At 60.0% G+C, this 12,170-nt stretch carries 14 protein-coding genes; 7 read left to right on the top strand and 7 right to left on the bottom strand.

Annotated elements, in window-relative coordinates:
* Nucleotides 1–92: 92 nt before the first annotated feature.
* Nucleotides 93–992: a polysaccharide deacetylase family protein gene (locus tag KGB23_RS19225; RefSeq protein WP_223432196.1), complete on the bottom strand. Its 900-nt coding sequence runs from the start codon at nt 990–992 to the stop codon at nt 93–95.
* Nucleotides 993–1,092: 100 nt separating this feature from the next.
* The gene (locus KGB23_RS19220) at nt 1,093–2,040 is read right to left on the bottom strand and encodes an ABC transporter substrate-binding protein (RefSeq protein ID WP_008157325.1); all 948 of its coding nucleotides are present in this window, start codon (nt 2,038–2,040) and stop codon (nt 1,093–1,095) included.
* Nucleotides 2,041–2,336: 296 nt separating this feature from the next.
* Here KGB23_RS19220 and KGB23_RS19215 point away from each other — a divergent pair, with 296 nt between their 5' ends.
* From KGB23_RS19215 to KGB23_RS19200, 4 genes are read left to right on the top strand one after another with little or no spacing between them, the layout of a single operon-like run.
* Nucleotides 2,337–3,335, top strand: a complete 999-nt coding sequence (locus KGB23_RS19215; RefSeq protein WP_223432195.1) for an aliphatic sulfonate ABC transporter substrate-binding protein — start codon at nt 2,337–2,339, stop codon at nt 3,333–3,335.
* Nucleotides 3,336–3,384: 49 nt separating this feature from the next.
* Nucleotides 3,385–4,221, top strand: coding sequence for an ABC transporter permease (locus KGB23_RS19210; protein WP_223432194.1), 837 nt, complete (start codon nt 3,385–3,387; stop codon nt 4,219–4,221).
* A gap of 3 nt (nt 4,222–4,224) precedes the next feature.
* The gene (locus tag KGB23_RS19205; protein WP_223432193.1) at nt 4,225–4,938 is read left to right on the top strand and encodes an ABC transporter ATP-binding protein; all 714 of its coding nucleotides are present in this window, start codon (nt 4,225–4,227) and stop codon (nt 4,936–4,938) included.
* A 51-nt stretch (nt 4,939–4,989) separates the two neighbouring features.
* Entirely contained in the window at nt 4,990–5,673 is a 684-nt protein-coding gene (locus KGB23_RS19200) for an SOS response-associated peptidase (RefSeq protein WP_223432192.1), read from the top strand.
* Nucleotides 5,674–5,732: 59 nt separating this feature from the next.
* Here KGB23_RS19200 and KGB23_RS19195 read toward each other — a convergent pair whose 3' ends face one another.
* The 3 genes from KGB23_RS19195 to KGB23_RS19185 are packed head-to-tail and all read right to left on the bottom strand — an operon-like array spanning nt 5,733 to nt 6,964.
* Nucleotides 5,733–5,894: a hypothetical protein gene (locus KGB23_RS19195; protein ID WP_223432191.1), complete on the bottom strand. Its 162-nt coding sequence runs from the start codon at nt 5,892–5,894 to the stop codon at nt 5,733–5,735.
* Between the two features lie 60 nt (nt 5,895–5,954).
* On the bottom strand, nt 5,955–6,266 hold the full coding sequence (locus KGB23_RS19190) for an AzlD domain-containing protein (RefSeq protein ID WP_165353329.1): 312 nt from the start codon (nt 6,264–6,266) through the stop codon (nt 5,955–5,957).
* Nucleotides 6,266–6,964: an AzlC family ABC transporter permease gene (locus KGB23_RS19185; protein WP_008157336.1), complete on the bottom strand. Its 699-nt coding sequence runs from the start codon at nt 6,962–6,964 to the stop codon at nt 6,266–6,268. The genes KGB23_RS19190 and KGB23_RS19185 overlap by 1 nt, the downstream gene beginning before the upstream one ends.
* Nucleotides 6,965–7,381: 417 nt before the next feature.
* On the opposite strand from KGB23_RS19185, the gene dapA reads away from it, so the two are divergent.
* Genes dapA through KGB23_RS19170 form a run of 3 tightly spaced genes read left to right on the top strand, consistent with a single transcriptional unit; the run spans nt 7,382 to nt 9,633 of the window.
* On the top strand, nt 7,382–8,257 hold the full coding sequence (gene dapA, locus KGB23_RS19180; protein WP_223432190.1) for a 4-hydroxy-tetrahydrodipicolinate synthase: 876 nt from the start codon (nt 7,382–7,384) through the stop codon (nt 8,255–8,257).
* 60 nt (nt 8,258–8,317) lie between these two features.
* The gene (locus KGB23_RS19175) at nt 8,318–8,692 is read left to right on the top strand and encodes a DUF2784 domain-containing protein (protein WP_223432189.1); all 375 of its coding nucleotides are present in this window, start codon (nt 8,318–8,320) and stop codon (nt 8,690–8,692) included.
* Nucleotides 8,693–8,715: 23 nt separating this feature from the next.
* Nucleotides 8,716–9,633: a LysR family transcriptional regulator gene (locus KGB23_RS19170; protein WP_223432188.1), complete on the top strand. Its 918-nt coding sequence runs from the start codon at nt 8,716–8,718 to the stop codon at nt 9,631–9,633.
* 2 nt (nt 9,634–9,635) lie between these two features.
* On the opposite strand, the gene KGB23_RS19165 is transcribed toward KGB23_RS19170, so the two are convergent.
* Nucleotides 9,636–11,213, bottom strand: coding sequence for a sensor domain-containing diguanylate cyclase (locus tag KGB23_RS19165; RefSeq protein ID WP_223432187.1), 1,578 nt, complete (start codon nt 11,211–11,213; stop codon nt 9,636–9,638).
* A gap of 325 nt (nt 11,214–11,538) precedes the next feature.
* On the bottom strand, nt 11,539–12,066 hold the full coding sequence (locus tag KGB23_RS19160; protein WP_223432186.1) for a DUF3087 domain-containing protein: 528 nt from the start codon (nt 12,064–12,066) through the stop codon (nt 11,539–11,541).
* Nucleotides 12,067–12,170 lie beyond the last annotated feature (104 nt).

Genomic DNA, 12,170 nt, shown 5'->3' with positions numbered 1-12,170 from the left:
TGAATCGGGGTCGAAAAACGCGTAACGATGCAAAACTGACGCCAATTAAACGGCTTTCAATGCTTTTTCAGGGGTGTCATGGGAGCGATCTTTCAGTGGGAATCCCCATTCCAGATCCAGTTCCAGATCCCCGGCAATTTAACCGCCTCTGAACCGTCGCGAACAGTACGCGCCATGGCGGCCCGTTGCAGCGCTGCCGTGTCGTCGTAAAACGGCTTTTCTGCGGTTTTCACACCGGTAGCCTGTGCGCTGTCGAGGAGAATTTGCAGGTACTCGCGAGTATGCCGGGCGGTATAGCGATTGAGGTCGTGGAAGGTCACCACCACCGGAATCACCCCGTCCACCACCGGCAACTCTCCAAGGGCGATGCGCTCGCGCACTTCGGACATTGTGCGCAAGAAGTGGGCCCGCCGCCGGGGGCTGGCGTTGAAACCCCAGATCTTGCCGTCATTGGCGCTCAGATCGGTGAGCAATACATGCATGCCGTGCTGCTGATAGGCGGCGAAGACCCGTTTGTCATAGTTCCAGAATGGCGGGCGCACCAGGGTCGGTGGCGCACCGGTGATTGCGGCGATGTCGGCGCTGCCGTTGGTGAGAGATTGTTCCAGTTCTTGCGGATCCAGGGAGCGATGATTGGTGTGCCCGGGCGTGGCCGTGTGAAAGCCCAGGATCTGACCTTCGGCCTGTTCGCGATGCATGACCTGGCGCCCTATTTCACTGCCGCCCGCTCGTGATGCGCGGGTCTGCACGAAAAACACCGCTTTGAGGTTCGGCTGCACCGGGTTTGTGGCCAGACTGTCGAGCACCGTCATCGTCGGATTCCAGAAACTCGAAGCGCTGGGACCGTCGTCGAAGGTCAGCAGAAAACGGATCGGCGGTTGCGCGCTCAGACGCTGTTCGGTCTGCGGCGTCATTTCGATGGGAGAAGCGATGCACCCAACCAGCCCGGTGGCGATGATGAGTGCAGATAGAACCTTGAACAGCTGTTTCATGTTTTGCCCATTTATCCCTTCGTCGGCCCGCAGGTCGCTACAGGCCGAGGTTGGATAAGGGTACACAGTGTTTGGTTCCAGTGCTGCCCGGCATCGTGGGTTACTGGGCAAACGCCTGCTGAAACGAGCTGTCGATAATCGGCGCAGTCGCCAACGCAGCCGGCAGCGCTTTTACCTTGAACAGGAAGTCCGCGGTGCTTTGCAGATCCTTTGCCGCCTGCGCATCCACCGGGCCGACGGTCATGTGGGCCTGGCGCAACCAATGACGCGAGACGTTCTGGTCAAGGTTGGCTTTCTTCGCCCAGAGATCGGCGTACTCGTCGGTGTGGTTGTCGACCCAGGCCCGGGCCTTTTTCAGGCGCACCAGAAAGTCGGCAATGGCTTCGCGCTTGCTGTCGATCGAAGGTGTCGAGGCGGCGATGGCGCTCAGGCCGGGCATCAGGTTCTTGGCGGTGAGGATCGGCCGGGCGCCGGAGAACAGAATCTGCTGGGAGATGTAAGGTTCCCAGACCGGGAACGCGTCGATGCTGCCCTGAGGCAACGCGGCGGCAGCATCGATCGGCATCAGTTTGATGAAGTCGACATAGTCTTCCGGCAGGTCGGCTTTTTCCAGGGCGCGCAGGGTCAGTTGCTGGCTCCAGGCACCGGGCCAATAAGCGACTTTCTTACCCTTCAGGTCGGCGATGGTTTTGACCGGCGAATCCTTGGGCACCAGCAAGGCGATGGTGTCGGGGTTCTGCCGCGACACGCCGATCAGTTTCACCGGCGCCTGCTTGGCGGCGAGGAACAGAAAACCCGAATCGCCGAGAAAACCCAGATCCAGTGCGCCGGTGTTCAGCGCTTCGGCCAGCGGCGCAGCGGCCTGGAAGTGCTTCCAGTCGACGGTATATGGCGCGTCTTTCAGTACGCCAGACGCCTCCACCGAAGCGCGAACGTTGTAGTAGTTCTGATCACCGACGTGCAGGACGACGGGCTCGGCGGCGTAAGCCAGCGGTGCGGCGAACAGTGCGCTGGTCAGCAGACTGCGCACGAATCGGGACAGGTTCATCGGGGGCTCCTTGAGGGTTATTGCGATAGACCATAACGCTCTTACCAGAAGCTTTTAAAATTCGATTAATGCATAAGCTCATGACCAGCAGCGAACAGTGTTTGCCCAGCAACAGCGACTAAACAGACTGTTTTCCCTTGAACATTTCTCTGCCGCCGCTTCAGCGCCAAGACCTTGAAAACACTCGTCACGTAAAACATGGCACAGAGCCTGCAATATTCCTTTTATGCAGGAAGCATTTATAAAAAATGATTTTTTGGAAATAAGAATCTCGCCGCCTTGCCCGGAGCTGTCCCATGAAAACCACCTTCCGTTTTCCCCACGTCAGGTCTCTGCTCATCGCCTGCGCCCTGGCGCTGAGCCTGCAACCGCTTGCCCAGGCCGCTGAAGCGCCACCGGCCGAAGTGCATCTGGATTACGCCTATTACTCGCCCGTGAGCCTGGTGCTCAAACACTTCGGTTTTCTGGAAAAAGCCCTGCCACAGACCAAGGTCAGCTGGGTGCTGAGCCAGGGCAGCAACCGCTCGCTGGAATACCTCAACAGCGGCGGCGTCGACTTCGCCTCCTCCGCCAGCCTCGCCGCCGTGCTGAGCCGTGCCAATGGCAGCCCGATCAAATCGGTTTACGTCTACAGCCGCGCCGAATGGACGGCGTTGGTGGTGCGCAAGGATTCGCCTTACAAGACCGTGGCCGATCTGAAAGGCAAAAAAATCGCCGCCACCAAGGGCACCGATCCGTACCTGTTTACCCTGCGCAGCCTGCAACAGGCAGGCTTGAGCAAAGACGATGTGGAACTGGTGCATTTGCAGCACCCGGACGGTCGCACCGCGCTGGAAAAAGGTGACGTCGACGCCTGGGCCGGACTCGATCCGCACATGGCCGCGAGCCAGGTTCAGGCCGGTTCGCGGTTGCTCTATCGCAACACCAACTTCAACAGCTACGGCGTGATCAGCGTCACCGACAGCTATGCCAAAGAACACCCGCAGACCATCGAAACCGTACTGAATGCCTACGAGCAAGCTCGCGAGTGGGCGGTAAAAAATCCCGAGGAACTGGCGAAGCTGCTCGCTGGCGAATCCGGCCTGCCGCTGGAAGTGGCCAAGCTGCAATTGTCGCGCACCGACCTGAGCAGCCCGCAATTGACCGCCAAGGACGTGATCGCCTCCAAGGCTGCCGCACCGATTCTGGTTTCCGAAGAACTGGTTCGTCGTGGGGTGAATGTCGATCAAGTGATCGACCAACTGATCGACACCGGCTTCAAAGAAACCGTGGCTCGTGTAGGAGCTGTCGAGTGAAACGAGGCTGCGATCTCTTGATCTTGATTCGTCGTGACCGGAGAACCCAATGACCAGCAAAAGCAAACACCTGTCCGCCCCGCTGGCATTGCCCGCACTCCGACGCCTCAACAACGCCTGGAAACTCCGCCTCAAGGCCCTCGCCCTACCGGTGCTGATCATCCTCGTGCTGGAATTCGTCGTACGCATTGGCTGGTTGCCGTCCTACCAAATGCCGGCCCCCAGCGAGATCGCGCTAACCTTGAGAGACCTCGCCGAAGGCGCGCTGTGGAAGCACATCAGCGCCAGCCTGTTGCGGGTACTGCTGGGGTTCGCCATCGGCGCCGGTCTGGCCTTGGTATTCGCCGCGTGGGTCGGTTTGAGCCGCGAAGCCGAAGCCTGGCTGGAGCCGACATTCGCCGGCCTGCGCTCGATTCCGAGCCTGGCCTGGGTGCCACTGTTACTGCTGTGGCTGGGCATCGACGAGACCTCGAAAATCGTCCTGATCGCCATCGGCGCCTTCTTCCCGGTGTACCTCAATGGCGTCGCGGCGATCCGCGACATCGACCGCAAACTGGTGGAAGTCGGGCAGATGTACGGTTTCAGCCGGCCGCGACTGGTGCGCCGCATTCTGCTGCCCGCCGCCCTGCCCGGCCTGTTCACCGGGTTGCGCAGCGGCATGAGCCTGGCCTGGATGTTTTTGGTCGCCGCCGAACTGATCGCCGCGACCAAAGGTTTGGGGTATCTGCTTAGCGACGGCCGCGAGACTTCACGCCCCGACATCGTGCTGGCGGCAATCATCGTGCTGGCGCTGCTGGGCAAACTCAGCGACGGCATCCTCGCTGGCCTGGAGAAGCGTTTCCTCGCCTGGCGCGACACCTTCAACGGCCAAAACGCAGAGGATTGAGCCATGACCAACCACCTGCTGGACATTCGCGTCGAGCGCAAAACCTTCGCCGCCACCACCGTGCTCAAGAATATCCATTTGCAATTGCAACCGCGGGAAGCCATCAGCCTGCTGGGGCCCAGCGGCTGCGGAAAAAGCACATTGCTGCGGATCATCGCCGGCCTGGAAAAGGACTTCGAGGGCGAACTGCGCAGCAACGCCGGGGAAGTCGCTTTCGTGTTCCAGGAGCCGCGACTGATGCCATGGCTGACAGTCGAACAGAACATCGGTTTCAGCGCCGACAACCATTACGACAAAGCCTGGGTCGCGCAACTGATCGACGAAGTCGGCCTCGGCGGTTTTGCTCAAGCCCTGCCCAAAGCGCTGTCGGGCGGCATGGCGCAGCGGGTGGCGATCGCTCGCGGCCTCTACTCGCGACCGCACGTGCTGTTGCTGGATGAACCCTTCAGCGCGGTGGACGCCTTCACCCGAATGAAACTGCAGGACTTGCTGCTGCAACTGGCCGAACGTCACGCCATCGCCCTGCTGCTGGTGACCCACGACGTGGATGAAGCGCTGTACCTCAGTGATCGGGTGCTGGTGATGGACAATCGTCCCGGCAGCATTCGTCAGGAGCTCGCGGTGCAACTGGCCCATCCCCGTGACCGGCGCGACCCTTTGCTCGCGCGCCTCAAGGCTTTGTCGTTGACCGAGTTGCAGCGCGCCCATGTGATCTGAGCAACTAAGCTGAAATCTCCAGTCAGCGCGCTTCAATCAGAGAATCAACCTATGTGCGGACGCCTGTCGCAGTACCGTGGCATTCACGATTTTGTCGCGGTGCTGAGCATCCCCGACGCGTTGATCAACCACGTCGGTGATGAACCGCTGGCCCGCTACAACGCAGCGCCCACCACGCAACTCGCCCTCCTGCATCTGGAAAGCAACGGGCTGCACGCCGATTTTCAGCGCTGGGGATGGCGGCCGCACTGGGCGAAAAACCGGGCGGCACCGATCAATGCACGGGTCGAAAAAGTCGCCCATGGCCCGTTCTTCCGGTCGATCTGGCCGCACCGCGCGATAGTGCCAATCGACAACTGGTTCGAATGGGTCGACGCCGGGGATTCGACGAGGCAACCGTGGCTCATCCGCCGACGGGACCGGGCGCCGGTTTTATGCGCGGCAATCGGACAGTTTCCCCGCGCGGGTGATGAGCCGCGGGCCGACGACGGCTTTGTGATCATCACCGCCGACAGCGCGGGCGGCATGCTCGACATTCATGACCGCCGCCCCGTGGTGTTGTCTGCGCCGCTGGCGCGGGAATGGCTTGACCCGCCGGCCACCCCCAAAGAACGCACGGAGCAGATGGCGCTGTTGCAGGGCGAAGTCAGCGAGGTTTTCGAGTGGTACAAGGTGGACAAAGCGGTGGGCAATTCAAGAAATCAAGGCGCAGCATTGATTGATGAAATTCCATAATAATCGCCCAATGAAAAGCCCCGTTTTGATAACGGGGCTTTTTTGTATATGCAGCGAGGTCAAGGCTTCAGCGGACGCTCCTGGTCGCGGTCTGACAGTTCTTTACCGTCGTCGGGGTGCTTCCAGTCCGGCGTCGAACGCCTCTGCCGCTCAATCTCTTCTTCCGTGGGTTCGTCATCCACCTCTTCATCCGGGGCCGGACGCTTTGGATCATTAGCCATGCTCACCTCTCTTCCTGTAGGGGTCCCCTTTAAGCGTAGAACAATTTCGACGGGAACGACTTAGAGCCACCAACGCAGCAAAAAGAAGAACCCCATGCTCAACAACATACTGAGCAAGGTATTGCGGGTGTAAAGCACCAGCCCCACCGCCACCAGCGAACTGATCAGGTACGGGTTGTCCCACTGCAGATTCAGCTGCTTGTCCGGCATGAACACGATCGGCCCGCAGATTGCCGTCAACATGCCCGGCACCGCAAAACCCAGGAACTGCCGCGCATTGCTGCTCAAGCGCACGGGCAGCCGCGGCTCCAGAAACACATAGCGGTTGAGGAACACCAATAGCCCCATGCCGAAAATCACCGCCCAGACCATCATGTGCGTCCACCGTAGAATTTGTTGCAGATAAAACCTGCGGTCATGCCCGCCAACCCTGACAGCACCAGCGCCGAGCCCCATTGCCAGTAGCTGAACAGCACCGAGCAGAACAACGACACCGCCACGCACACCACGGTCGGCACGTTCCGCACCACCGGGGTGATCAGGGCGATAAAGGTCGCCGCGATGGAGAAGTCCAGTCCCAGGTGTTCCAGCCCCGGAATACTGCTGCCCAGCACGATTCCCGCCAGGGTGAAGAGGTTCCAGGCGATGTAAAACGTCAGGCCGACACCCAACGCGTACCAGCGATTGAACTGTTGTTTGTCATGCGCACTGGTCAGGGCGAACAGTTCGTCGGTAAGCAAAAAGCCCAACCCCACACGCCAGCGGCCCGGTAACGGCGAAATCACCGAACGCATGCTCATCCCGTAGAGCAAATGCTGGGAGGTCAGCAGCAGCGTGGTCAGCAGAATCGAAAAGATTCCGGCACCGCCCTTGAGCATGCCGATCGCCACCAGTTGCGCCGCCCCGGCAAACACGATGCTCGATAACCCCTGGCCTTGCAGGGGCGTGAGATTGGCCTCGATGGCCATGGAGCCGGCCAGCAGCCCCCAGGGCGCGGTGGCCAGGGACAACGGCATGATCGCCGCAGCGCCGCGAAGAAAGGCACTGCGCGGCATGAGTGAATTGGACATAACGCTCTACAACCAGGGAAAGACCTCAGACTGTGCCAGCAGTCGCGGCCGAAGGCTTGAACAATCTTGCGCACTTGGTCCGCGCCAGGCACAGCGGCAGAATGCGTGCGGAGCTTGCTGATTTTCGCGATTGACAAAAATCGCGCCGGCTTTTAAAACTGAGCACCTCATTCAGGGTGTAAGCAAGTATGTCCGCAACCTTCAACCTCAACACTGTCGTCATTGGCTTGAATGCCAAGGCGCAAGGTTGCGTTGCGCACGCCCTCAAATCGAAGAAACAGTCGCTCATGTGACCGGGGCGCGCTGTCCCGTCAGATGAGCTGACAGGACATTGAGCGCGACGGACACCCTCCCCTTGCTTTCTGCCTTCTACGCTTCTGACGGTGACGAAATCGGTCAACCTTCAGGAGTAAGTGCATGTCATCGTTTCAAGGTATCTGGGTCCCTCTCGTTACACCGTTTCGCAACGGTGCGATCGATTTCGTCGGCTTGCGACGGCTGGTCAATCATCTGCTGGAAAAAGGCGTCGATGGCGTTGCGGTCTGCGGCACCACGGCAGAAGCGGCGGCACTGAGCAAACACGAGCAACTGGCGGTACTCGATGTGGTGCTGGAGCAGGTGCCGGCGGAACGGGTGGTCATGGGCCTGGCCGGCAACAACATGACCGAGCTGCTGCAATTTCAGAACGAAATCCTGAAACGTCCGCTGGCCGGTTTACTGGTACCGCCGCCGTATTACATCCGTCCGTCCCAGGCGGGGCTCGAAGCGTTTTACCAAACCGTCGCCGATGCCTCCAGCGTTCCGCTCATTCTTTACGACATCCCTTACCGCACCGGCGTGGCGTTCGAGCAGGCAACCCTGCTCAACATCGTCGCCCATGAGCGAATCGTCGCGATCAAGGATTGCGGCGGCAATCAGGCCAACACCCTGGCGCTGCTAGGCAGTGGCAAGGTCGACGTGCTGTGCGGCGAAGATAACCAGATCTTCAGCGCTTTGTGTCTGGGCGCCAAAGGCGCCATTGCCGCTTCGGCGCATGTTCATCCGGAGCTGTTCGTGGCGCTGTATCAACAGATCCGCGACAACCAATTAGCGGCTGGTCGAGCGACATTCTTCCAACTGCTGCCGCTGATTCACAGCCTGTTCATCGAGCCCAATCCCGCCCCGGTGAAAACCGCCCTGGCCCTTGAAGGCTTGATCGACGACGAACTGCGCGCGCCCATGCAACGCAGCAGCGAAACCATGGCGGTGCGTCTGAAGGAAGTGCTGGCGACGTTGAACAGCAACAATCGATAGAGCGCCAGCAACCAGCCCGAGTACCATGGAGCCATTCGCATAACGCGTCAGGGAGTCGACATGCTTTACCGAATCGCCGCCGACGGGCTGGTCCTGTTTCATCTGTTGTTCATTCTGTTCGTGCTGTTCGGCGGGCTGCTGGTGCTCAAATGGCGCCCCCTGATCTGGTGGCACCTGCCCACGGCTGTGTGGGGCGTGTCGGTAGAAGTCTTCCACCTGACCTGCCCGCTGACCGAGTGGGAAAACCTCATGCGCGACGCGGCCGGGCAAACCGGTTATAGCGGCGGTTTCATCGAACATTACGTGTGGCCGGTCATTTACCCGGCGGGCCTGACACCGGCAATTCAGCTGGGACTGGGCAGCGTGGTGCTGGCGATCAACGTGCTGGTCTACTTTAGATTGATCAGGCTGTGGAAGTTACGTCGGGCCACCTGACACCAAGATCAAGGATTCCGCCCATGTTGTCGATTGAAGATCTCACGCTGCTCGAAGCCATCCGGGAAACCGGCAGCCTGTCCCGGGCCGCGGCCCACTTGGGCAAGGCGCCCTCGACGGTGTCCTACGCGGCGCGGCAACTGGAGGAACGCTTTGACGCCTTGCTGTTCGACCGCCGTCGCTACCGCCTGCAGTTGACCCCGGCGGGTGAATTGCTGGTGAACGAGGCAGCGCGACTGATGCAAGACGTCTCGCGGCTGACCCAGCGGGTGCAGCAAGTGGCCAATGGCTGGGAGAGCCGGCTATGGATCGTCACCGATGAGTTGCTTGAATTCGAAGCGTTGATCCCGGTGATTCACGAGTTCGATGCGCTAGAGTCCGGCGTGCCGTTGCGCATCACTCAGGAAGTACTGAAAGGTGTTTGGGAAGCCCTGCGTGAAGGCCGCGCGGACTTGATCATCGGTGCCACCAACGAACCACCGGCCATCCCTTCCTTGCGCTGGATGCAACTGGGGGAAATGGAATGGGTGTTCGCGGTGTCGCCCAAGCATCCGCTGGCCAGGGCCCAAGAGCCGATTTCACGCGCCATGGTTGCGCAGCACCGGGCGATTGTCGTGGCCGATTCGTCCAGGATTACCGAGGGCAGCACCTACGGCGTCTCCGGCGGCCAACCGGTGCTCGCCGTGCCGACCATGCGCGCCAAGATCCTCGCCCAGTGCGACGGGTTGGGCGTGGGTTGGTTGCCGAAGCATCGGGTCGGCTCGTTACTGAAAAACGGCACGCTGGTTGAAAAACAGATGGCCGATCCGCGTGAGCCGAATATTTTGTATGCCGGCTGGCGTGGCGATCACGACGGCCGCGCCCTGGGCTGGTGGCTGGAAAAACTCAAGCAATCGTACCTGTCCACCAAACTGGTTCAGGGCAGTGACCGGTTTATTTGAGGTCAGTTGGCAATGACACTCATGTTCCGGCCGCTGGCCTTGGCCACGTAAAGCGCCTTGTCGGCGGCCCCCACCAGGTCGCTGGGCTGGGATTGTGACACCGGATCGTAAGCGGCGACCCCCAGGCTGACTGTCACCGTGCCTTCAGCCCCTTCTCTGTGCTCGATGCCGGCCAGTTGAACCGCGCGACGGATTTTTTCCGCCACCATAAACGCTCCCACGTAGTCGGTCCCGGGCAGTACTACCGCAAACTCTTCGCCGCCATAGCGGGCAGCCAGGTCGCCGGGGCGCTTGATGTTGTCCCTGATGATCGTGCTGATGTTGCGCAAACACTCATCACCGGCCACATGGCCGTAAAGATCATTGAAGCTCTTGAAGTGATCGACATCGATCATCAGCAGCGCGAGGTGGGTCTGGTTACGCCTGGCGCGGCCCATTTCGGCGAGGATGAACAGATCGAACTGACGCCGGTTGGACAGCCCGGTCAGTGCGTCCTCCAGCGCGAGCAACTCAAGGCTGCGGTTGACCTCGATGAGTTTTTCCTGCGCATCCAGCAATACGCCCTGCACGTGATTCTGCTGCTTCATGAGGCGAATGAGGCGATAACCGAGGACGCCCAGAAACCCCAGGAATAACGAGACGATCCCGGCACTCAGCAGTACCTCCTTGCGCCAGGCGGCCAGGACTTCATCTTTATTCAGCGCCGCAAAGATGATCAGCGGATAACCGTCGACCCTGCGAAATCCGACCACCCGCTCGACCCCGTCCACATACGACGGGACTGTTGCCGTGCCTGAATTGCCCTTGGGCAATAGCTGCGTGAACAGCGGCCCCTTGGCGACGCTGATGCCGACTTCAGTTTCTTTGAACGGTCGGCGAACGACGATGCTGGCGTCGTCGGCGATCAGATTGATCACGCCGTTACGGCCCATGTCGATGCTGTCGTAGAGCGCAAGGAAGTGGCTGAGATAGATGCTTGCCAGCGCCACGCCGGCAAAGCTGCCATCCGGATGATTGATTCGGCGGGACACCGTCATGACCCATTCACCGCTCGAACGGCTCTTGATCGACGGGCCAATGTGAGGCCCTCGATCGGGATGATCACGATGAAAAATGAAATACTCTCGGTCGGAATTGTTGGCATTGGGGAGGACGGCGCCGTTGGAATTGGCAATCCAGCGCCCATCTTCGTCATAGATAAACAAGCCATGGATCTGACTCAGCTCACTGCGCTGGGCACTGAGCAAACGCTCCAATCGGGGTACCCGGGCCTGGTCAATGCCGTCGATTTCGAGGCGATCCACCAGGGTCAACAGCAACGTATCGGCTTGCTTGATCGACGCCTGCGCTTGCGAGGCCAGGGTCTGGGCAAGGTTGGACATCGCCACTTCTTTGTCGTGCAGATGGTACTGGCGCGAATTCCAGGATTCCCAAATCACGATAGCCGTCATGGACAGGCACACCGCGACCAGCAGAATCACCGCAGAGCGAACCTTGAGGGTTACCCCGGCTTGCTCGGCGACCCAAGGCACGTCATGGCGGGATTGTTCAATTCGATTGTTGACGGACGGATGACCCATGACGCTCCCTGAATACTGATCACAGGGCGAATCTTCCCGATCGCCCTTTTTATGACCCCTGACGGGTATGTGCTGCCTGGTGCCAGGCGACTATGCCTTATCAAACACCCGATAGGTGAATTGCGCGAGAACTATTCTCACCATCGGTTCGCCCTAAAGCCGCGATCCGTAGCAGCTGGCGAAGCCTGCGTTCGGCTGCGCAGCAGTCGTAAAGTCAGACAATGCGGTGCCTCAGACCCACCGGGTACTCAGGGTTTACGACTGCTGCGCAGCCGAACGCAGGCTTCGCCAGCTGCTACAAGGTTTGCATTGCGGCTGAAATGGCTTACCGAGACGTCTGCTTCACGGCCTCGATCCAGGCGGGATTCAATTGTGTCTGATGAGTCTCGATGCCCAGCGCTTCCAATCGCGCCTTGTGCTGATCCATCTCGCGGGTCAATTGGCTGTGATCGCTGGAGTTGCCGTCCAGCTCGTGCATCTGGCTCAACCCCAGATGGTAGAAACGCAGCAACTTCATGGCCGTCGGATCCTCCTTCTCCACCGCCGCCGTCACCTGGTGCATGACGTTGGTGATGCTCATCAGGCTGCGCTTGAGCTGCCAGCCGTAAACCGCCGGGGCCATCCACGGCTGGGTCCAGAACATGCCGCGCATCAGCGCTGCCATCAGCAGCACGGCCACGAACACGCCGCCGACGTTAAATCGCAGATTGTCGCCACCGGGTTCACCGAACAGCGCCACTGCCGTGGTGGACAACACCATCGCCAGGGCCAGGAAAATCAAGGCTATGATTATCGTGCTGCGTCGCGTCTGGCTTCGATAGCGTTCGGGGTTCTGCGGCTGGATTTCGAACATCGCGACGGGGTTCCTTGAGGGCATGGGTAAAAAGGCTGCGGGGCATTATCGCCTCTGCAGGGGATTTAGCTATGCTGAGGCTCCTTTTCATCTTTTCATCGTCA

The sequence above is a fragment of the Pseudomonas sp. GL-B-26 genome, assembly GCF_019947405.1.
In the GTDB taxonomy this organism is placed as follows: domain Bacteria; phylum Pseudomonadota; class Gammaproteobacteria; order Pseudomonadales; family Pseudomonadaceae; genus Aquipseudomonas.
This window is presented reverse-complemented; position numbering and strand designations above follow the sequence as displayed.